General features: G+C 50.1%; 20 protein-coding genes and 1 tRNA gene. 16 read left to right on the plus strand and 5 right to left on the minus strand.

What is annotated here, in order from left to right; all coding sequences use genetic code 11:
- Nucleotides 1–93 precede the first annotated feature (93 nt).
- The 5 genes from ACYVSB_RS02125 to ACYVSB_RS02145 all read left to right on the plus strand — a co-directional run bounded on the left by ACYVSB_RS02125 (nt 94) and on the right by ACYVSB_RS02145 (nt 6,805).
- Nucleotides 94–179: transfer RNA gene (locus tag ACYVSB_RS02125), tRNA-Ser, on the plus strand.
- 293 nt (nt 180–472) lie between these two features.
- Nucleotides 473–1,231 carry an SAM-dependent methyltransferase gene (locus ACYVSB_RS02130; RefSeq protein WP_461218250.1) on the plus strand — a complete coding sequence of 253 codons (759 nt, stop codon included), beginning with the start codon at nt 473–475 and terminating at the stop codon, nt 1,229–1,231.
- 734 nt (nt 1,232–1,965) lie between these two features.
- Complete coding sequence (locus tag ACYVSB_RS02135) at nt 1,966–4,914, plus strand: DUF3800 domain-containing protein (RefSeq protein ID WP_461218251.1); 2,949 nt, start codon at nt 1,966–1,968, stop codon at nt 4,912–4,914.
- Nucleotides 4,915–5,732: 818 nt separating this feature from the next.
- Nucleotides 5,733–6,089, plus strand: a complete 357-nt coding sequence (locus tag ACYVSB_RS02140; RefSeq protein ID WP_461218252.1) for a hypothetical protein — start codon at nt 5,733–5,735, stop codon at nt 6,087–6,089.
- 125 nt (nt 6,090–6,214) lie between these two features.
- Complete coding sequence (locus ACYVSB_RS02145) at nt 6,215–6,805, plus strand: DEAD/DEAH box helicase family protein (RefSeq protein WP_461218253.1); 591 nt, start codon at nt 6,215–6,217, stop codon at nt 6,803–6,805.
- A 416-nt stretch (nt 6,806–7,221) separates the two neighbouring features.
- On the opposite strand, the gene ACYVSB_RS02150 is transcribed toward ACYVSB_RS02145, so the two are convergent.
- On the minus strand, nt 7,222–7,539 hold the full coding sequence (locus ACYVSB_RS02150; protein ID WP_461218254.1) for a DUF960 domain-containing protein: 318 nt from the start codon (nt 7,537–7,539) through the stop codon (nt 7,222–7,224).
- 147 nt (nt 7,540–7,686) lie between these two features.
- The gene (locus ACYVSB_RS02155; RefSeq protein WP_125596104.1) at nt 7,687–8,166 is read right to left on the minus strand and encodes an aminoacyl-tRNA deacylase; all 480 of its coding nucleotides are present in this window, start codon (nt 8,164–8,166) and stop codon (nt 7,687–7,689) included.
- A gap of 66 nt (nt 8,167–8,232) precedes the next feature.
- Between ACYVSB_RS02155 and ACYVSB_RS02160 the strand changes: the two genes are divergently transcribed.
- Nucleotides 8,233–8,424, plus strand: coding sequence for a hypothetical protein (locus ACYVSB_RS02160; RefSeq protein WP_125596102.1), 192 nt, complete (start codon nt 8,233–8,235; stop codon nt 8,422–8,424).
- A gap of 300 nt (nt 8,425–8,724) precedes the next feature.
- Here the strand turns inward: ACYVSB_RS02160 and ACYVSB_RS02165 are convergent, their stop codons facing one another.
- Nucleotides 8,725–9,381 (minus strand): SDR family oxidoreductase, encoded by a 657-nt coding sequence (locus ACYVSB_RS02165; protein ID WP_461218255.1) that lies wholly within the window; start codon nt 9,379–9,381, stop codon nt 8,725–8,727.
- A 57-nt stretch (nt 9,382–9,438) separates the two neighbouring features.
- Nucleotides 9,439–9,696, minus strand: a complete 258-nt coding sequence (locus ACYVSB_RS02170; RefSeq protein WP_461218256.1) for a hypothetical protein — start codon at nt 9,694–9,696, stop codon at nt 9,439–9,441.
- A gap of 341 nt (nt 9,697–10,037) precedes the next feature.
- On the opposite strand from ACYVSB_RS02170, the gene ACYVSB_RS02175 reads away from it, so the two are divergent.
- From ACYVSB_RS02175 to ACYVSB_RS02215, 9 genes are all read left to right on the plus strand, one after another.
- On the plus strand, nt 10,038–10,184 hold the full coding sequence (locus tag ACYVSB_RS02175) for a hypothetical protein (RefSeq protein ID WP_461218257.1): 147 nt from the start codon (nt 10,038–10,040) through the stop codon (nt 10,182–10,184).
- Nucleotides 10,185–10,474: 290 nt separating this feature from the next.
- Nucleotides 10,475–11,008 carry a DUF3013 family protein gene (locus tag ACYVSB_RS02180; protein ID WP_461218258.1) on the plus strand — a complete coding sequence of 178 codons (534 nt, stop codon included), beginning with the start codon at nt 10,475–10,477 and terminating at the stop codon, nt 11,006–11,008.
- 11 nt (nt 11,009–11,019) lie between these two features.
- Nucleotides 11,020–11,910 (plus strand): 50S ribosomal protein L11 methyltransferase, encoded by an 891-nt coding sequence (locus ACYVSB_RS02185; RefSeq protein ID WP_461218259.1) that lies wholly within the window; start codon nt 11,020–11,022, stop codon nt 11,908–11,910.
- Nucleotides 11,910–12,713 (plus strand): RsmE family RNA methyltransferase, encoded by an 804-nt coding sequence (locus ACYVSB_RS02190; RefSeq protein ID WP_461218260.1) that lies wholly within the window; start codon nt 11,910–11,912, stop codon nt 12,711–12,713. The genes ACYVSB_RS02185 and ACYVSB_RS02190 overlap by 1 nt, the downstream gene beginning before the upstream one ends.
- Nucleotides 12,714–12,845: 132 nt before the next feature.
- Nucleotides 12,846–13,190 carry a hypothetical protein gene (locus tag ACYVSB_RS02195; protein WP_461218261.1) on the plus strand — a complete coding sequence of 115 codons (345 nt, stop codon included), beginning with the start codon at nt 12,846–12,848 and terminating at the stop codon, nt 13,188–13,190.
- Between the two features lie 76 nt (nt 13,191–13,266).
- Nucleotides 13,267–15,489 carry a RelA/SpoT family protein gene (locus ACYVSB_RS02200; RefSeq protein WP_461218262.1) on the plus strand — a complete coding sequence of 741 codons (2,223 nt, stop codon included), beginning with the start codon at nt 13,267–13,269 and terminating at the stop codon, nt 15,487–15,489.
- 379 nt (nt 15,490–15,868) lie between these two features.
- Nucleotides 15,869–16,318 (plus strand): D-aminoacyl-tRNA deacylase, encoded by a 450-nt coding sequence (gene dtd / locus ACYVSB_RS02205; RefSeq protein ID WP_461218263.1) that lies wholly within the window; start codon nt 15,869–15,871, stop codon nt 16,316–16,318.
- Nucleotides 16,311–16,961 carry an HAD hydrolase-like protein gene (locus tag ACYVSB_RS02210; protein ID WP_461218264.1) on the plus strand — a complete coding sequence of 217 codons (651 nt, stop codon included), beginning with the start codon at nt 16,311–16,313 and terminating at the stop codon, nt 16,959–16,961. The genes dtd and ACYVSB_RS02210 overlap by 8 nt, the downstream gene beginning before the upstream one ends.
- Before the next feature lie 129 nt (nt 16,962–17,090).
- The gene (locus ACYVSB_RS02215) at nt 17,091–17,693 is read left to right on the plus strand and encodes a hypothetical protein (RefSeq protein ID WP_461218265.1); all 603 of its coding nucleotides are present in this window, start codon (nt 17,091–17,093) and stop codon (nt 17,691–17,693) included.
- Nucleotides 17,694–17,947: 254 nt separating this feature from the next.
- On the opposite strand, the gene ACYVSB_RS02220 is transcribed toward ACYVSB_RS02215, so the two are convergent.
- Nucleotides 17,948–19,279: an N-acetylmuramoyl-L-alanine amidase gene (locus tag ACYVSB_RS02220; RefSeq protein ID WP_461218266.1), complete on the minus strand. Its 1,332-nt coding sequence runs from the start codon at nt 19,277–19,279 to the stop codon at nt 17,948–17,950.
- A gap of 557 nt (nt 19,280–19,836) precedes the next feature.
- On the opposite strand from ACYVSB_RS02220, the gene ACYVSB_RS02225 reads away from it, so the two are divergent.
- Entirely contained in the window at nt 19,837–20,130 is a 294-nt protein-coding gene (locus ACYVSB_RS02225) for a hypothetical protein (protein WP_461218267.1), read from the plus strand.
- Nucleotides 20,131–20,405: the final 275 nt, after the last annotated feature.

Here is a 20,405-nt window from a genome sequence, read left to right on the forward strand (position 1 = left end):
TGCGTGGACTTTTTCAGAAATTGCCGCCGAAGGATTTTTTTAAAAAACTGACTTGAATTTAGCGGCAACTCTTTGGTATACTAATTGAGTTGTGGAGAGTTGGCAGAGTGGTAATGCACCGGACTCGAAATCCGGCGAACCGGTAACACGGCGCGCAGGTTCAATTCCTGTACTCTCCTTTCATAGTACTTCATTGCTTGTTGATGGACCCCGGAAATGCTGATATAAAGGCATTGCGGGGTTTTCTTTTTGGTTGCTTTTTGTACGACTCGGACAAACTAGGGTAAGTAGCACACTCGCTATAATGCCTGAAGTGCAGTCACAGAGGTCTCTACTAAATCACGTTCAAGGATTTTTAAAGGTGCGGTCCACGGATGGCGATCATTGTACCATTGTGGCAATGATGGAAAAGGATTACTATTTTGACCAGGGTCTATCAAAACAAAATCACCAGAACACGGAGGATCAGCAAATGGATCAAGTTGAACAATGGCAGGCGGAAAGTCAGTTAGCGATGCACGGGTGGGATTTCAGCCATCTTGACGGCCGCTGGACAAATGAGCCTTTACCTTGGGATTATCAGGCTGTGGTCAAGGCTAATCTTAAGGATGAGCTGATGTGGCTTGATGTTGATACTGGAGGCGGTGAACTAATGGACAGCTTTGGGCATCCCACGAATAAGACGGTGGTTACGGAAGGCTGGGGGCCAAATTTACAGCTCTTGCGCGCGAAATATGCCACTTCCGGTGTGACCGTGATTCCCGATCCAAACGAAGACTTGGCCCAGGTGCCAGCTGATTACTTTGATATCATCACCAACAGTCATGGGGCGTTGCCAGTCCGGGAAACGGCCCACAAGTTACGCGCCGGTGGGATTTTCATTACCCAGCAGGTGGGCGCGACCAATAATTTCGCCTTGTCGCGCTTCCTCGACCCCAATTACAGCCCGGCGTATCCCGACAATACCCTGATCGACGCCTGCGCGCGCTTGCAGCAAGCCGGTCTGCAGATTGAGCAACAGAATTCGGCCTATAGCAAAATGAGTTTCTTCGATGTGGGCGCGATCGTCTATTATGCCACCGTGATTCCTTGGGAATTTCCAAATTTCTCGGTAGCGACTTGCCTGCCTCGACTGAAGCAACTTAGTCAGCTGATCGAAGCGCATGGGAGCGTCTCAACTTTCGAAGATCGGTTTATGATCGTGGCGCGCAAGCCCACCGAAAACAGATAGGGCGCGCCGAATCCAGAAAAAGCGATTCGCGCTAGTGTCTGGTGTTGTGCCTCTTGATCTCCTGAGTGATTTAAGAGTCCAAGTGTTCTGTTCATTCTGACAAGTGAGAAATAGGGCGCTAGCGGCTTAAACCATCGTCCTGCGACTTCAAAAACGCATGACTTTCCTGAAACCAACTGGCGCTCTTCTCACCGCGCTCAATCTGGTGGCTAGCTTGTTTACCGGCGTTGTTTACCAGTAAAAATTCCTTTTTACCTGAACTTGGGGTATCATATTATTAGAAACTAAATTAAGCTAGCCAGGTTCCCAATAGCGGCGCCTAGCTTGAGCAACTGAACCTGAAGCGGGTCAAGCTGACTGGTCTGAGCGATGCTGGCGGGATTCCGTCACATGATTTCGTTGATGGATCGTTTGCGCCCTGACGAACTTTCCAGGAATCAGCGTTTGTTCCCTGATCAGTGGGGATGATCGCGCGATTTGCCGGCGCTGTTTTAACCTGACCCCGATATATTGCCGGCGTAATTTGGCGGCGCGATTTGATCGTACACCGGGTGCCCGCGGTCAAAATCGCCGCTTGCCAGGATTGGCTAAGCCCCGGGAATCAAGCTGACTCCTGCCGGCATGATTTTGACTTGCTAACCGCGAACTGACAGGGCAGGGGACAACCAACGGCACATCTGAACGCCACAACTGAACAGCACAACTAATGAGATGAATTGAGTGAGATGAACATCATGACAACAGAAACTTTAACGGTATACATCGATGAGTCCGGCAATCTGGGCCAAGATCAGGGCCGTTATTTTACCTTGGCCGCCGTTGTTGGCACGACCGAGGCGATGAAAGGCTTGCGCCGCCGTCAAAAGAACGCGGCCGAGCGCTTTCGTCGTAGCAGCCCAACGAAAAAATGGCCCAACAACGAGGTCAAGGCCGCGGCGCTGAACCAAAAAGAGCGAGCAACCATGTTACGGCAGGTACTCACGCCAGAAATCCAAATCTATGCGTTGATTTTGGATAAGCGGCATTTACCGGTGACCGATTTCGCCAGCAAAAACAGTTCTTACGATTACTGGGTCCAGTTGTTGCTGGATCAAATCGTTGCGACACAACCGCGGATCACTGAGCTCTTGACCCAATTGGATCAACGGGCCTTGAAAGATGGTAGTCAGAATTCCTTGGCGGATCATTTGCGGATCCATTTCAACTTTGAGATGCAGCGTCCTGATCTAACCGTGACGATCAGTTATTACGAGTCCCAACTTAATTATGGAATCCAGGCCGCCGATTTCGTGGCGAACGCGATCAATAATTTTTATGAGACGCAGAAAAAAGGGGCCTACACGGCGTTGCATAAGAATCTGCGCCAAACGGTCACGCTGCCACAGGACGTTTTCGGCGAGAACGGGAGCCAGTCAGCTAAGCCGCGGCGGAAACGTCACCGTGCCGCTCGCAAAAACACAGCCAAGCTCACCGCCAAGACCACAGACGCAAACGGCCAGGCGAATCAAAAAGTTGGTCGTAAACCAGTGGGCGCGCCAACCAGCGCCACATCAACCGGCAAGCGGGCGCGGTCCCAAGCAACGGCTAATCGGAAAGTCACGGGCGCAAAAAAGACGAAAGCGACCGCAATGTCAACGACTCAGACTCAACCAACCGGAAAAAAGTGGACAGCCAGGGCCGCGCTGGTTCCGGAAGCGCAATCGCAGCCAAGCAAGTTGGCGGACTCAGCATCGGCCACGGCGGCAACCACGTCAAGTTTGGCATCAAAGCTTACCGCTCAACCAAACCCAACAGCGCGTAAACGCCGGCATAAACGGGGCGGTCGGAATCACCCTAAGCGTCAAGCATCAGCTGCGCAACTTCAGCCGCAAGCAACAGTGGCCACCTCGCTTGCGCAGACAGACACTCCGGCCAAAACCGCACCCGTTGCGCCACCATTACCGACCAGTAAGCAGCGGCAGCGCAAACACCGGCAGCGCCAGAAGCGACACACAGCGACGCCGCCGACATCAACGATTTTGATCAAGAAAAAGACCAATGAGAAACAAACCAACAACAAACAGGCTAACCCGAAACAGGCTAATAAGAAACAGGCCAACAAGAAGCAGACCAACGAGAAAATGAGGAAGCAAGCAGTGAAAGCAGATCAAACCAAGACCGGTCAGCTCCACGACGTGGCCAACGAGAGCAATTCCCAGCCGCGAGCAAAAACGACAGCCAGGACAGGGCGGAAATTAGGCGCTAAAGCCAGTTCAGCTCAGGCAAAAACTAAATCAGGCCAGGCCGCCCAGAAGCAAGTTAGGTCCGGGGCCGAGACCCAAATGACCAAACAGCCGAAACCAACCGGTAGCAAACAAGGACAGGGTCAGCCCCACAAGCGTGCGGTGCAACAAGGCGGTGCTCAATCCGGTGGCCAGCCAGCAGCAAAACGTGGCCAGTCCGCCGCCACACCGTTGCAGGATCAGTTACCAAGCCAATCCCAAGTTCGGTCAACAGCGGCGGGCAGCCAGCCTAATCGCCGTAGCAAGCCTAAATCCCAACCACGAAAACCGGCAACCACGTCAGTCAAATCCGCTGTGACGAAGCAGATTCAGCCGCATCGGTGGACGATTCGTCCGATTACGCCAGCCGTTTCCACGCAAGAACAATTGATCCATATCAAGATGACCTCGCAACAAACGGTAACTTCTGGGCCAGCGCGGCCGACCCAAGCAGTCCCACCCAAACAGCAACCATCCGTCAAACAAGCCCGCAAACGCCAACGCTCGGCGGCGCCAGCGTCAACGGCCAAATCAACCGACGCCTCAATCACCAACTTGAAGCAGCATCAAGCGAGTAAGGCGGCCGCGCCTGGCGCCAAATCAACATCTGCTCGCCAGACAGCTAACAACCGCAACTCAAAAGCAAAAGTGACTGGCAAGGCGGTCGTCAACCAGGCCAATGCTCAACCAGCAGCTAAGGTTCGACCTGCCGTCAAGGGTCAACCTGCCATCAAAGCACAGCCTCACAAACCGGCTCCCGCTAAGTCTGGCCAGACAACAGGGCAACAACCACTTCAGCAGGAGACTAAGACACAAGCGCCCCGACCAGGCGCGTCGCGTACCAGCGCCACCAAGCAACCTTCACCAGCAACTCAACGGCGCGCTCGCTTGGCCAGCAAGCCTGCGACTAAAAAAGTTGGCCAACCGGCTCCCCGCCAGGTCGCAACGCCGTCAGGTCAAAATCCAGCCAAGCGGCCAGCGCGTCAAGCGGGACAATCCTCGCCTCAGGTAACTGCGCGAAAATCAGGAACCAAGGCGCAAACGGTAGCTAAAGCAAAGGGCTTGTCCGCCTCGACTCAGACCGAAAAAGCCAAGAATCAGGGTCAGCAGAAGGCAACCCCTGACACAGTGGCGGTCTCACAAGCAAAGAAAGCGCAACGGTCCGCTAAGAACGCCCAGCGCACTCAGCCGGAACAACCGCGTCATGCCCAGAAACAACCAGTCAAAGTCCGGAACGTGAGTCCATCAACGCCGCAACAATCCTCATTTACCACCCAATCACGGTCCGTGGCTCAGCCGCGGAAACAGCCGACACACCGCCAGCAAGTTAAAAAGCCGGACCAATCGGTAAAACCAACGCCGGCAGGTGATTCAGAAACCACCGCGCGCCGTCATCCGTGGACAATCCGCCAAATTGATTAGGGACATGAAATTTTGTTAAACTAGTTTTAAGCCAACCGTGACCGACCTGCAGTCACGGTTTTGTTAGCAAGGGGAATAGGTTGACGTGCGGCCAACTCGTTCAAAGGGGGCTCATCTATTTTCACCATATTTTTAGACCTGAATAATCTACACAACAGTGGCAACCAACTACGAACACCGAGCTAACAATATTTTTTCCTTGTCCGCTTTATATCCAATGGGTGAAAAAAGAAACTCAATCTAGGCCGGTTAGCCACACAAGCAACCACTGAAAAGGGATTCCTTCAATTGCTGATTGACACGAAAGAAAGAAATCCAACTCAAGTTTGACGTTTTCAAACACAGGTGATCATCGTTCAAATGGCTGTGGACTGGTCCTCGTTAAAGCGCTGGTGGACTTCCGCAATTTTCCGCGTTTCCAAGCAATACTTGACGATGGAAGACGCGCATGTTTCAAAAAAAGCCAACAACACCCATTGCCACGATGTGTGGCGAGTTATGATTAAATAAAATGGTGCACCAGGGACACGGTTGCCTAAAACTGAGTAAACATCGGGATGGCGCCACGATTTGCCAGACTTTTTACTTTAAAAAATGAATTCTTGTTCAAATTATCGCGATATGCTGACGGAATTTTGAAAATCAGAGTCCGTTAGAAAAAGTATGAATCATTCGGGATAAAACCTGCTTGAATTAGAAGGGGGGACGGTAGATTCAACTTTTTGAATCTACTGAGAGCTATTCAAAAATCAAAACGGAAAGTATTGGTAATTATTCTTTCCTGTACAGTCTTGATTCTACTTGGGACATTATTTTCTTTGAAAAATAAAGAAAAAACAGGTATTTTTATTGAAAATAATGAAGGGACGATAGAAGTTCCCCTAATAATATCCAGAAATTATTTGAATGAATCCGAAACTCTTTATGAAAGCGATTCGCTAACGTCCACAAGTAAACCAATCAAGAAAGCTGGTATTGACGGTGAGAGCTCTATTTCATTGACCATTAATGGGGCAGAGCAAACGGTCACCGGCTATGTTGATAGTCATCCTAAAACCTTCTTTTTAAAGGTAAATGTAGCTAGTTATGATGAATCAACGGGTAAAATAGTATTAGATTGCAGGTATGATGATGGCATGAATAAAACAGAAAAACAATTGATTTTTCAAAAATAAAGAATGAGATCAATAAGTTTAAAGTCTAATAGTTTTAGACAAATTGTTTTAACGTCTATAGTTTTGATTTTTAGCAATTCTGACTAGCGATATCTCGTTATCTTTCACATCTAGGAGGGAAATTGATGAGTTTAGTTGTTCTAATTGGCGCCCAAGCGGTCGGAAAAATGACGGTTGGCGAGGCCTTGGCGCCGGCGCTAAATGGCCGTCTGTTGTTCAATCACCAAACACTTGATCTTTTCGCCAATTACCTGGGTTATGATCGGCGCACTTTCCAGTTGTCGGATCAAACGCGGAAGGCACTCTTTCGAGCTTTTGTCGCCGATCCAGCGGCCAATCCAGTTGACACCATTATTTTCACGGTGATGATCGATTTCAATAGTCAGGCTGATTTGGATTTCCTACAAGAAATCAGCTCGATTTTCTTGACTGCCGCCGAGCCGGTTTATTTCGTGGAGTTACAGGCAGACTTGTTGGTCCGGCTCCAGCGTAATCGCAGCGAGCATCGGCTGGCGGCCAAGCCTTCTAAGCGGGATTTGGCTGCGTCGGAGCAAGATTTGCGCGAAAGTGTGACCCAATATCGCTTGACCAGTCAGCCAGGAGAGTTGGCGCGCTTGTTTCCCCAAGTAAACTGCTTGGTGCTGGACAACACAGGCTTAGCGCCAACCATCGCTGCGCAGCAGATCTGCCGACACTTTTCAATTGGCCAACTTTAAGTATCTGATAATATTCATTGCATCCCGCATATTAATCGTTGTATAATACAAAATGCTTCCAGATGGCGTTTAAGCCCTCGCGTTATTTAGGGCCGAGATTAATTATATGCGTATTATTCTGTATACTTTTGGCTAAATCCGCTGAGGCTTAGCGCGCCAACGACAAAAAGAAGCTTACCTAATCAGACATTGGGTAAGCTTCTTCTTTTTTGATTTAGGCGGTGGTTCGGATATATCCACCAATTAACCTCATTGCTGATTGGAATTGGCGATCACGGCCAACCTCGATTTATCTGTCTGGTCATTCATTGATTGAACGGGTTTAAGCATCTAGGCTCTGACCTGGTTGCGGAACACGGATTGACGGATTCCTGCTTCACACTTGTTGGTGTGTCCCAACGCATTCACTCCATACGTCAGTCCTGGTCAACATCGGAGGGCAACAGAATCGTTTGGGAGTGGCCATCATCGTAGGCCAGCACCGTTTCAGGGTAACTGGTGTGATAGGCGGCCTGGGTATCGATCGCAATTTGGTCGCCAGTGGTTTCAGAGTCGAAGCTGATTTGGACGTTGTTCTGGTCATTTGCGGCAATGGAAAATTGGAGCAGATTTTTCAGCGGGAAAACACCTTGAAGATCGTGATCGATAATCAGCCAGAGCGCGTCGATCAGGGCATCAGGTAGTTGACTGGCCACAGCGATGGTGGCAAAACGATTATCTGTTGCTTGAAACATGGACAAAACCTCTTTTCAGTGGTGGACATTCAGTCGTAAAAAAGCAGGCGGAACAGGGAGTTGGCAATAATAGCCGTGAAAGAACAGTCACGCCCAAGCCGTCGAAAAAAATATACAGGAGCAAAGTCGTCAGCTGAAAATTGCCGGTTATTCAGGAGCAACCGTCAAATCGGTGACGGTTGCTTCGACGAAATCAATCAAATCTTGCGGAGCCAGCTGGACGGAACGCCCTAGTTTACCGGCGGAAACGGTCATCGTTGGGTGCGCCAGCGCCGCTTGATCAATGTAAATCGGGAAGTGGTGCTGTTCATGGATCCCGATCGGGGTGTTGGCCCCGTGGACATAACCGGTTGTCTGTTCTAGTTCTTTTTGCGGTAACATGCGCACCCGTTTATTGCCGGAAGCGGCAGCCAGCTTGCGTTCGTCCAAGTGGGCATTGATCGGGATCACACCGACCAACGGCCCCGTTTTCTCTCCGTGGAGCACCAGTGTTTTGTAAATCAGCTGCTGCTCATCGGCTTCGTGGGACTGGCCTAGCGTGAATTCCAGTTGTTCATAGGGAATCTTGGCCCGATCGAGAATCTTTTCCACCAAGGTCTTTGGTAATTTATTCTTACGTTTACTCATTTAGACACCTTAATTCTAGCATTTTTTCGGCGCGCTCACTATAATAATGGGCAAGAGGTGAGGAACATGTTCGCTTTCAGAAAGAAAAAATCGACTGACGAAGCTGAGTTCGATTTCACTAAAATGATGCGTCAGGTGCGGCAAGATCCCCAGCACTTGGAGCAAGTCCAGCAAGATTTCAAGAAGTACACACGCAGCTATCCCCGGCCGAATCAACCTGTTTCTCACGGGTCAGGCAAAGATCGGCAGGAAACCTAGGAGAGACTGGGGCAAAACATTGTTTTGCGCCCGGTCTCTTTTTGCATGTTTGTTCTTTCGCTGGATCGGTTCACTTTGTTTGCTTAGGCGTGCCGGTCAACGATCTGTCGCTCAAGCCTGATCCCATCAATAGAAAAGCGTCACATCCATTGTTTTATTCTTGTTGCGCCTTGTCGTTCAGGTCTTTATTTTAGCTTGTTCCAGGTGGAGACGCAACCGCACCAAATTCGTCGCTGGGCCAGCGTTGATACTGCCCGGAATTTGCTGTCTAGTTAGCGTGACGTGAAATCTGTCGCTGACCTAGAGATCCCAAGCGGCCGAGCTTAATTCATCAATCGCCCGATCCAGTGATTTACTCCCATCGGAAACCGTGATTTCCAGGCGTTTCAACTCCGGACGGTGGGTCAATTTGACTAACAGGTCGGCGACATTATCTCGGCTCACGCTGGCGGACAAATCGCTACCTTTGTCAAGGTTAACGTCACCAGAACCAGCATCGTTGGTCAAGGCAACTGGCCGAATAATGACATAATCCAAATCGGTCCGATGAGTCAACCATTCATCCGCGTAGTGCTTGGCGATAAAGTAATTGTGCAGGCTACCTGACCACTTCTCGGCATGGTTGGCATCAACAGAGCTAACGAGAAAATAGCGTTTGACTCCGGCCTTTTCGGTGGCAGTCATGGTTTTGATCGCGCCATCAAGATCGATCTTCAACAACTCCTGACCAGCTGATCCTGCCGTGAAAATCACCACATCCTGATGCTCGAGGACAGGCGTCATTTTCGCGACTGGCCAGTCTAGGTCAAAGGCAACATAACTAACATTTTTGGCGGTTGAAACGGCTTGGGTTGCCGGTTTGCGCACACCTGCTGTGACTTGATCACCTTGAGCCGCTAATTTCTCAACTGTTCTTTGGCCAATTTGACCATGGGCACCGATTACAAATACTTTCATATTCAAAGTCCTCCTATCACTTACTAATTCTAGTCTAAGCTAAAAGAACGAAATTGTTTAGTGATTACACTTTCGAGCGCCACTGACAGGTGGCAAAAGTAGTTTGGCCGCGGCTTGCGCTGCGAAATTCGGGGTGAGCTCGCTGTGGGCGCTGTTTTGAGCCAATCCGCAAAGGACGCGGCTTGTCTCAAAATCAGGCCTTGTCCTAAGCGGCACAGCCGCCAAGGACAATTTCACGGCGATCTCACCCCGAATTTCTCCGCTCCAGCCGCTCAACGTTATAGCAGTCGTTTGAGCACTCACGCCGATTGGCAAGCTATGGCCAATTGATGGGAGCCACGCAATTGACGGCCGTGGTTGGTGGTCACCAGCTTTGAATTGGTGACACCAGGACAGTCTGTCTGATGAACAGAGGCAAGTTCTTGACTAATCAGCTGAATCGGTTGGTTTCCAACCAGTGATTGTTAAGGAAATAAGTAGAAATGTTCGGCCTACGCAAAATATCCCGACCTCCTAATCCAAATCAGTTGGCATTGCCGTACCACCCTCCCCCAAAAAAGGGATAATTGTTTGATCTCTAGCTTGCCAAACACTTCGTCAAATCCTTCGTCTTGATTGCAGATAAGCTCTATTCTGCCTAGCAACCGCCTCAGGGCGTGTGGCTCAGCGGTGAGATTATTCTTAGCGATTTATCGCTTAGAATAAGGCTCGATTTGAAGACAAGCCGCTGGGCTTGCGGATTGGCTTCAAACGACGCCCACCGCGTTCGAAACAGAGTGCGAACCGACCCGAGCAGCTCCTGAGCATTAGCCTAGCAATTGTTTTGAAAGCCGCACTTTGCTTTCGGAACAATTGCGTAGCTAAGCGCAGGGAGCTGGGTCGGTGAACACGGTTCCAGCCACGACAAACGTCCTGAGGCGGTTGCGTCCCCACCAAACCCACCACATCTGCAATCAGACGAAAAATCTGAATCGGCAACCGTACTTTTCCAGTTTGCCTTCAAACGATCATCACGGATTATCGACTTGTTTTTTGTGGTGAGAAGGGCGGTTCTGTGTCATAATAGGAACAGCAGCACAAGCAACGTTGAACAGTGACATTCTCGAATGCGGAGATCCGCGCGGAGCGGAAAAAGGAGCGCAATAATATGGATATTCTAAGCTATCTAGATGAGCAGATCGAACAAAGTGATTTTCCTGGGGATTTGAATATTAATTGGGACAAGAAGATTCGTTCATTTGAAATCGAAATTCTGATGACGGGCCAGACCAATGAACTGGAGATTGAAGACCAAGAGGGAGACACTCAGGCTGAGGAAGTCAGTTATGATGACGCGATCCTGATTTATGACGACCAAAAAATAGACGGCGCGGACTATGCTGAGAATTACTTGGCGACGGTGCCGTTTTCCGGGCGGCAGGGGATCGAGAAGGCTGTTTTGCAAGGGCTGATGGCTTACTTAGGCGATGTGCTTGACGATGGGATGAATGATTTTCTGGATTTCTTGGACCCGGATCTGGAAGTGGCGACTTTCCAATTAGCTTGGTCACAACCAGCTTTTGAAGCGGCGGTAGCGGCGGCGCGGGAGAACGGCGCCAGTGGCTTCTACGCTTATCCTAAATATTAGGCGGTGGCAAGATGAACTGGGAACAAATTCGGATTGATTGTCCTGCGGCGGCAGTGGATTTGATCGCCAACCAATTGATTGAGTTGGGGACTGGTGGCGTGCAGATTTTGGATCAAGAAACCGCGGCGACCACCACGGCGGTGTTGGCCTACTTGCCGGCGGATGAAGAATTGAATAAGTTTGTTGCGGCGGTGACGGCGCGGTTAGGAAACTTGCAAGCGGAAGGCTTTCTCCAGGGGCCCTGGCATTTATCAACGCGACAGATCGATAGTCAGGCCAGCGCAACGGCCTGGGAAGCTTACTATCATGTGCAGCATTTGACCCGATTTATTACGGTGGTGCCACAGTGGGAAGTTTATCAGCCCACTGCTAGCGGCGAAATCGTGATTCGCCTGGATCCAGGTCGTTCTTTTGGAACGGGGATGCACCCGACGACCCAGCTGGCGGTGGCGGCGTTGGAATTGGCCATGCGTCCGCAAATGCGGGTTTTCGATGTGGGGACGGGGTCAGGAATCTTAAGTTTGGTGGCTAAGTCGCTGGGTGCGGCTAAGATTCAGGCCACGGAACTGGACGAAGCCGCTTTGGCCTTCACCCGCAAGAATCTTGAGCTGAACCAAGCGGTGGATCAGATTCAACTGTACGCGGGAAGCTTACTAACGCCGATCGTGGGTCAGGCGGACTTGATCATCGCCAATATGTTGCCTGAAGCGCTGTTGCCGTTGATTCCGCAACTTGATCATCATTTGGCGGCTGGTGGTCAGGTGATTTTGACGGGGATCATCGCCGAACAGTTACCGAAAATCACAGCGGCCCTGACCGCGGCAGGCTTCGTCAGTTCGCTGACCTTGAGTCAGGGACCGTGGTCTTGCCTAAATTGTCGCCGCAAAACGGAGGTGGCCTAATGCAGCTTTTGTTTGTGGAACGACCATTGATGCCGGCGGCGCAGTTGGCCTTAACTGGCGCGGCTTATCAACACGTGATTCGCGTCTTGCGTTTGGAAATCGGCGCGGCGCTGGAGCTCGTCGGATCGGATCAGGTGGGCTTCGCGGCGACGATCACCGCGATTGACCCAACCAACCGCAGTTTTAGTGTTCAGCTGGCCGCAGCGGCTTTGCCGAACACGGAATTATCAGTTCAGGCGACCATCATTTGTGGGTTACCCAAAGGCGAGAAAACCAAGTTGATCGTCCAAAAAGCGACCGAGTTAGGCGTGGCGCGGATCATTTTCTGCCCGATGCAGCGGTCGATCATGCGGTGGCGTCCGGAACAAGTGACCAAGAAAGTCGCTCATTTACAACAGATCGCCGCGAGTGCCGCCGAGCAATCTCATCGCCGCCTGATTCCTCAGGTCGAATATTGGCCAACGTTGGTGCCTTTGCCCAGCGTTGGGCTGAATTTGGTCGCGTACGAGGAAGTTGTGAAAAACGGCCAACAGGATCTCGCGCTGGCTCAAGCGTTTCAGACGCTACGCCAACAGCTGCTGGCGCTGCCCCAGGAAGCTGCGGCTCAGCCGGCTGATCGGCCAGAAGTGCGGATGATCTTCGGTCCCGAGGGTGGCTTGGCGCCGGCGGAAGTGGCCGATTTAACCGGCCACGGCGTGCAAAGCGTGGGTTTGGGCCCGCGGATTTTGCGAACAGAGACGGCGCCTCTTTATTTTCTCAGCAGTTTAAGCTATGCTATTGAGGTCGAGACTTCACCAAGGTAGGTCTGTCTGCTGCCGACCGGTGGTGATTCGTTGGTCAGGTGGTTAGACTACTTGGCCATTGACGCGCTGCCGGTGAGCGCGCGAATAATGATCGTGTATCGATCAAGATGAATAGGAATGAATGTTGAACCGATGACAAAAATTAAAAAAATCTTGCCTTTGCCCATGCTGATCTTCTTAGCGCTGGCCTTGATCGTGTGTTTCCCATTACCGCTCTTGACGAGCTGGCTTCATGTCTCCACGGTGCACCGCATTATCAGTTTGTTTTTGATCGTGGATCCCTTGCTGGTGATCGTCAGCGCGGTGGTGATCAAGCGGGCGCACTTTGCGAAATGGTGGTTGTTGGCTTTTCCCGCGATCTTTGCTTTGAGTGTGTGGTGGCGGTTTGCGAAATATAATTATTGGTTAGTGGGGATGTACCTGTTGCTGGCGATCATCATCTATGTGGTGACGCCCCAGCCTAATGCCCAAGCGTGATCTTGGCGATGGCAGGCGCGTTTGACGCTTGCGGTAGACGGCAACAACGATTGATTAAAGATTAAGGATGATGGCGATGTCCAAGGAACGTGTCTTGACTCAAGATGAAGTCATGGAACTTTGCCGAGAATATATGAATCAGGATCATTTGGCTTTCGTGCAGAAAGCCTATGACTTCGCGGCGTATGTTCATCGGGAACAAAAGCGACAATCGGGGGAACCTTATATTATTCACCCGGTGCAAGTCGCGGGAATTTTAGCGGAATTACATATGGATCCAGAGACGGTGGCCTCTGGCTATTTGCATGATGTGGTGGAAGATACCAATGTAACCTTGGGTGATGTGGAAGAGTTGTTTGGCAAAGACGTGGCGATCATCGTTGATGGCGTGACCAAGCTGGGCAAGATCAAATACAAGTCGCACCAAGAACAACTGGCGGAAAATCACCGGAAAATGTTGCTGGCCATGGCCAAAGACTTGCGCGTGATCATGGTTAAATTGGCGGATCGGTTGAATAATATGCGGACCTTGCAGCATTTACGCCCGGATAAGCAACGCCGGATCGCCGATGAAACTTTGGAAATCTACGCGCCCCTGGCGGATCGATTAGGGATCAGTCGGATCAAATGGGAGCTTGAAGATATTTCGCTGCATTATTTAAATCCGCAACAATATTATCGGATCGTCCATTTAATGAACTCCAAGCGTGGCGAACGGGAAAGCTATATTTCCGAAGCCATTGGTGAAATCAAGGCGGCTTTGAGCGAGCTGAACGTGAAGTATGAGATTTATGGCCGGCCCAAGCACATCTACTCGATTTACAAAAAGATGCGCGACCAACATAAACAATTCAACGAACTCTATGATCTGTTGGCGATTCGGGTCGTGGTGGATTCGATCAAAGATTGCTACGCTGTTTTAGGCGCGATCCATACTAAGTGGAAACCATTACCAGGTCGGTTCAAGGATTATATCGCCATGCCCAAGGCCAATGGGTACCAATCACTCCATACCACGGTGATTGGGCCGCAAGGTAAGCCGCTGGAAGTGCAGATCCGCACTCAAGAAATGCACCAAGTGGCCGAGTATGGGGTCGCGGCGCATTGGGCTTACAAAGAAGGCGTTAAAGATGAGATCCATCTAGACGCCACTGGCCAGAAATTGGATATTTTCCGGGAGATTTTGGAAATTCAGGATGAATCCGAAGACGCCAAGGACTTCATGGAAAGTGTCAAAGGCGATATTTTCAGCGATCGGGTTTACGTCTTCACGCCGCGAGGGGATGTTTACGAGCTACCGAAAGGCTCGGTGCCGATCGATTTCGCTTATTTAGTGCACACGGAGGTCGGCAATCATACTGTCGGCGCCAAGGTCAATGGCAAAATCGTGCCACTGAACTACCAAATGAAAAATGGCGACATTGTCGAAATGTTGACCTCAACTTCGGCGTCACCAAGCAAAGACTGGGCGACGATTGCTTTTACCAGTCGCGCCCGCAACAAGATTCGGCGTTTCTATAAGCAAAAGGAAAAAGATGTCAACGTTGATCGTGGTCGCGAATTGCTGGAGAAGCAGCTCCAAGAATTAGGCTACCCAGCCAAGCAATTCATGGATAAAGATCACATGGGCCAGGCGCTGGGTCGCTTTAATTTCAATACTGACGAGGAATTGCTGGGCGCCGTGGGTTACGGCGAGATCTCGGCGCAAGTCGTCGCCAACCGCCTAACCGAAAAGGCACGCAAGGAAAAAGAAGAAGAGCTACAGAAGCAACAAGCGGAAGAAATCTTGACCACGCCAAAGACGCCGACTAAACCGAAGGATAGCAACGAAAAGCTGAAGATCCAACACGAAGGCGGTGTGGTGATCCAAGGGGTCAATAATCTGTTGATTCGTTTGGCTAAATGTTGCAATCCCGTTCCGGGTGATGCCATTGTTGGTTATGTGACAAAGGGCCGCGGGGTAACGATCCACCGCGCCGATTGTCCCAATATTTTGAATGAAAAGGACGCGATGCGACTGATCGAAGTCGAGTGGGATGAAGTTGACGACACCACCCAATCCTACTTGGCCAATTTGGAGATCTTCGGATACAACCGCAGCGGTTTGCTCAACGAAGTCTTGCAGACCCTGAATTCGCAAAGCAAGAATCTGAATAACGTTAATGGCCGCGTTGATCACAACAAAATGGCCAATATCTACGTTACCGTCGGCGTGCGCAACGCCCAACATTTGGAACGGATCATTGATAGCCTGAAGAACATTCCCGATGTTTATGAAGTCAAGCGCGCCAAAGGCTAGACTGACCGCGAAAGCTAGGGTCTGAATTTGCCAACATTTGCCAACAGTCACGAACAAAGTCGCCAACCGATGAGTTCTCATCTGGCCAGGCGCTTTTTTCGTGGGCAGAACGGTAGCGACACAAGACGGACAGCGGTCAACAGATAGAATTTCAAGCTGTCGATTTTCAGGATGAAGAATTTAACGAGATGTAGTATCTCAACCAGATTTAGTATTTCACCAAGGTGTAGTATTACAAGATATCGAATTTCAAGATATTGAATCTCAAGAGATCGAATCTTGAGATATTGTACTTCAAGAGATCGAATCTCAAGATATTGAATTCTAAGATATCAACGATATTCTAAGATATCAACGATATAGATGGGAGTTTTTAGATATGCGGGTGACGTTACAACGGGTCAAATCAGCAAATGTCAGTGTTGCTGGCGCCGTGATCGGTCAAATTCAGCAGGGGTTAGTGTTGTTTGTGGGCATCGCGCCAACGGATACCACGGCTGAGTTCACCAAAATGGCCAATAAGATCGCGAAGTTACGGATTTTCGAAGACGATCAGGCGAAAATGAATTTGAACGTGCAACAGGTTGGCGGCCAAATTCTCTCGATTTCCCAATTCACGCTGTACGCGGACACGCGCAAAGGGAACCGGCCGAGTTTCACCGCCGCCGCTAAACCGGCCCAGGCTGAGGCCGGCTACTTAGCGTTCAATGATCTTCTGGCGAACCTGCTGGACCAGCCGATCCCCACCGGCGAATTTGGCGCGGACATGACGGTGACAGCGGTGAATGATGGCCCGGTGACGATCAATCTGGAGGTGGCTCATGATTAAGAACCTGATTTGGGATTATGATGGTACCTTGTATGATACCTATCCGAAAATGTTACATTGCCTGCACCAGGCTTTGGCTGATTTTGGCCAAACAAGCTTGAATCGTGACGAATTGTATCGGCTGATCAAAATCAAATCGATCCGCTTCGCTTTGAACTATTACCAGCGAGTTTATGGAATACCGGCGGATCAGGTCAATCAACGTCTGCATGATTACATGCGGGCGCCAGACGCGCTGGTCGTGAAACCATTTGCAGGGGTGGCGGCCGTGTTGCGCCAAGTCGTGGCGGCCGGTGGCGTTAACCTGCTGGAAACCCACAACAATCATGAAGCGATTGCCCAAATGGAACAGGATGGTCTCTGGCAGTATTTCGCTGGCGGGATCACCGCCGATGACGATTTCCCCCGCAAGCCAGATCCGACGGGGCTGAACGCGCTGGTGGCGCAACATCAGCTCCAATCAGCGCAAACGGCGATGGTCGGTGATCGGCGGTTGGATATTGAAGCTGGGACAGCGGCCACGTTGCCAACCATTTATTTCGATCCTGATCATTTCACCGATGCACCCATGGCAACTTATACTGTCGATCAAATTGCGGCGATCGCGCCGTTGTTGACCGCGGCCGAGCCGGGAATTTTTTGAGTTAGGCAGAAAATAATGTCTGGCTCCATTTTGGAATCTTTGGTGCGTTTAGATTTTTTGCGAGCGTGATTTTGAAGTTTTGCATTTGCCGCCATGAGTTGGTTCCGTGTTATATGGGAGGTCTGGCTGTTGAAATTTTCAAAAGAAATGGAACAATATCTGGTTCAGAAGCGACCAACACCGGCCAGATCATCTGTTCATTATGGGGATTTGACGCGGCTGGCAATGGCAAAGGCACAGGCGCGCTTAACCCCTGTTCCGGTTGATGTGATTGTTGCGTTAATCAATGAGTTCTTGGTAAAAATCGATCTGCCAGAAGTCGCACACCCCATCATGACTGATTTCAAAGTTGATCCAGCTACCAAAAATGTTGTAATGGATTACAGCGCAATAAAGCGGGACAATAATTTGAATGCTGTCAATCACATCGTCTGGCTTAAATTCACGATGGATCACTTTCTTGGCGTTGTCGCTTCGGGAAATGATTGTAATTTCGACATCCCACCTGATGCTGCTAATTACAATGATCCCGGTCGTCAATCAAGATGGCAATACAACACTTCGGGCATCCTGATCAATCAGCTAGGAAAGAAGTGGGATGAGCGTCTACTTGTGGTCATTCCCTTGCCTGGAATCACCAATAAATTGAAATCCGATATCGAGTGCGGGATTGGCCAGTACTTACTACAACAGGATGTCCCAATCTTAGATTATTATTCACATCTTTTTTGATTGAAGTCATAAGAATCGAAATCATTAGATACAGACTGACGACTGACTTTTATCTCGTTTTTTCTGTTTTTTTCTGCACCAGGCTTGATTCTTTGAACGTGCGTGGATTTGAATTTCTTAATCGTTAAAACAAAGGTGCCCATCGATTTGATGGACACCTTTGTTATTTGACGTTCAAAAATGATTTTTCTGGTCAAGCGGCCAACGTGAGGCTTCAAAACCTGGCCTTTACCATGACCATGGAAATTGTGGAATTATTTGAAGTAATTGGTCAAAGCAATCACGATGTCGTTGGCGACTTTGTTGTAATAGCTACTCTTGGTGATATAGCGGAAGTCCTTGCTGTTGTTGATGTAACCCAGTTCTAGTAGGACGGCCGGCCGTTGATTGTCGCGCAAGACTTGGAAGTTGCCGAACTCAAAACCACGATTGGTCAGTGGTAGATTGCCTAGTTGCGAGCTGAGAAGTTGCGCCAATTTCTTATCGCGATTATCGTGATAGTAATAGGTGGTGATCCCAGTGGCCGAATTGGCGGCGTCACTGGAGTCGAAGTGCAAGCTGATGAAAGCGTCCGCCTTCAATTCGTTGGCCGCCTGGGCGCGGGGCGCTAGGTCTAAATAGCTGTCGTCGGTCCGGGTCAGCACCACATTGGCGCCGGCAGACTTCAATTTGGATTCGATCACATTGGCGATGGCCAAGGTGTAGCTCTTCTCGTATTTGGCATTTTGGGAAAGGGCGCCAACATCATTGCCGCCATGACCGGGATCCAACACGATCGTCGCTTCCGCTAAGTTTGAGGCGATTTTTGGCATGGTGTCCTCCAAGGTTTTGCGGTTGGCCATGGAGACGACCCAGCTAGCCACATAACCGGTTTTACCTGCTTTGGTTTTGACTTCATACCATTGATCGATGGTTTTGACGTAGGTCAAAATCGTCTTAGCCGGAAAATGTTCTAGCACATTGGCGTTGGTATTCGGTTGCGCCCGCAACGCCGTGTTATCCGTGTCAACGACAACGACCTGATCTTCGGCCTTGGTCGGTAGGACGCTGGTGTCGCCGATGTTGGTGGTTTTGGCATTACTCTCGACTTGGTCAGTAATCTTGACCTTGGTCTTCTGGACCCAAGCGACTGAATCTTGATATTTCACCTCGAGCCAATCACCCTCTTGATAGAGGATCGTGACCTTGTCGCCAGCGTTGAGCTGCTTCAGTGGCTGCGTGTTGAGATTATTGCTGGCGTAAATCGGGGTGTCACCCTGATCGATCAATCCGATTCGATTGGCCGTGGCGCTGACTTCGGTGTTCTTGATCAGCCAACTGGCGACCCAACCGACCGAAGTTTCGCTCAGGCGCACTTGGTACCATTCATTGCGTTCGCTGATGACGGTCAAGCGTTGCCCTTTTTTGACTTGGGCGGTGACATCATAAGCCAGCCCTGGGCCCTTGCGCACATTCAGCACGTTAGCCTGAACCACGACTTGTTGCGAGTTGGCCATGACGATCGAAGTGCCGATCGAACCGATGATCGCCAAAGCCACGATCAAAGTGAGCCGCCACTGCCACAGTTTATGTAAGAAATTTTTCATTTGCGCCATTCCTTTACGCCTTATTCAGGGAACCGTCCGCTGTTCGCGTTATCTAATTTGATTTTACCATGATTGAGGCCGTTTTGCGCCAGTTGACCCCGTTTTTAATAAAAATGGTTGGAATTGTTTGATGTGACGGATGAAAAGTAAATTCTGGTGGAAAGTAAACTTGGATGAGAAGCGAATTTGGATGAGAAGCGAATTCGGATGCGACGAGAATTCGGATGAGAAGCGAATTCGGATGAAAAGTAAACTTGGTTGAGAAGCGAATTTGGATGGAAAGTAAATTCGGATGAGAAGAAAATGGTGAGTCGCCCGGCTGCGCTGGCGACCTGCGCTTGCCTGACTGACGCTCAGCGTGCCGCCGGTTGAGCTGGAGTCGCCTGCCGACAGCTGGTTGACATTCGTGCAATTACTACTAACATTAAAGGTGAAATCAGCTGTGGATGCGCCAACGCCTTTAAGGCTAGCGAACGGTATCAGCAGCCAAAAAGCAAACGAGCAGAACCAGCAACGGGCGCCGCAGTCAGCATAGGACGAGAATAGGAGCGGATCACATGACAAAACCAAATGAGGATCAGCGCAAGGAAGAACGTCGGGTAGAAAACCAGCCTGAAGTCTGTCAGCACGCAGAAAAACAACCTGAAGCCAATCCAACAGCCGAGCACCTTTACGTGCCAACCAACGGCGAGGAAAATCTTATCTTAGGGATGTTGGCCTTATCTAAGCGCATGTCAGGCACCCTGCCGACTAAAGCCGACTTTTACGATAGCTTGGACCAATTCGGGGTTGAACCGACCGAAGAATTCCTGGCGAAAGTTCACGCATCGTTCCCAGAATTGGAGATCTGACAATTTCCTTTGGCGATAAAGGCGTGAGTAGGTGTGGTGGGGCTCCAGAAGCCTAGTGTAGTTAAGCGCAAAATTCAGATGATTTATCACCGTGAAAACGTTGCCAGTCTTGACTTTCGCTGACTAGACGTGTAAATTAGTAAGCGAATATCAAACCGATGAAAAATGAAAAGTAGTTCAACCACAGAGACTGCGGTAGGTGAGAAAGCAGAACGAACGAAACGACCATTTTGAGGTTGAGCCTGGGCTCCGTCTGCAACGACGTTATCCAATTA

It is taken from the genome of Lapidilactobacillus salsurivasis (assembly GCF_054785215.1).

Coding starts and splice junctions, on each gene's coding strand:
- ACYVSB_RS02130 (WP_461218250.1), top strand. CDS start 473: ATGGATCAAGTTGAACAATGGCAGGCGGAAAGTCAGTTAGCGATGCAC.
- ACYVSB_RS02135 (WP_461218251.1), top strand. CDS start 1,966: ATGACAACAGAAACTTTAACGGTATACATCGATGAGTCCGGCAATCTG.
- ACYVSB_RS02145 (WP_461218253.1), top strand. CDS start 6,215: ATGAGTTTAGTTGTTCTAATTGGCGCCCAAGCGGTCGGAAAAATGACG.
- ACYVSB_RS02150 (WP_461218254.1), bottom strand. CDS start 7,539: ATGTTTCAAGCAACAGATAATCGTTTTGCCACCATCGCTGTGGCCAGT.
- ACYVSB_RS02155 (WP_125596104.1), bottom strand. CDS start 8,166: ATGAGTAAACGTAAGAATAAATTACCAAAGACCTTGGTGGAAAAGATT.
- ACYVSB_RS02160 (WP_125596102.1), top strand. CDS start 8,233: ATGTTCGCTTTCAGAAAGAAAAAATCGACTGACGAAGCTGAGTTCGAT.
- ACYVSB_RS02165 (WP_461218255.1), bottom strand. CDS start 9,381: ATGAAAGTATTTGTAATCGGTGCCCATGGTCAAATTGGCCAAAGAACA.
- ACYVSB_RS02185 (WP_461218259.1), top strand. CDS start 11,020: ATGAACTGGGAACAAATTCGGATTGATTGTCCTGCGGCGGCAGTGGAT.
- ACYVSB_RS02190 (WP_461218260.1), top strand. CDS start 11,910: ATGCAGCTTTTGTTTGTGGAACGACCATTGATGCCGGCGGCGCAGTTG.
- ACYVSB_RS02195 (WP_461218261.1), top strand. CDS start 12,846: ATGACAAAAATTAAAAAAATCTTGCCTTTGCCCATGCTGATCTTCTTA.
- ACYVSB_RS02200 (WP_461218262.1), top strand. CDS start 13,267: ATGTCCAAGGAACGTGTCTTGACTCAAGATGAAGTCATGGAACTTTGC.
- dtd (WP_461218263.1), top strand. CDS start 15,869: ATGCGGGTGACGTTACAACGGGTCAAATCAGCAAATGTCAGTGTTGCT.
- ACYVSB_RS02210 (WP_461218264.1), top strand. CDS start 16,311: ATGATTAAGAACCTGATTTGGGATTATGATGGTACCTTGTATGATACC.
- ACYVSB_RS02220 (WP_461218266.1), bottom strand. CDS start 19,279: ATGAAAAATTTCTTACATAAACTGTGGCAGTGGCGGCTCACTTTGATC.
- ACYVSB_RS02225 (WP_461218267.1), top strand. CDS start 19,837: ATGACAAAACCAAATGAGGATCAGCGCAAGGAAGAACGTCGGGTAGAA.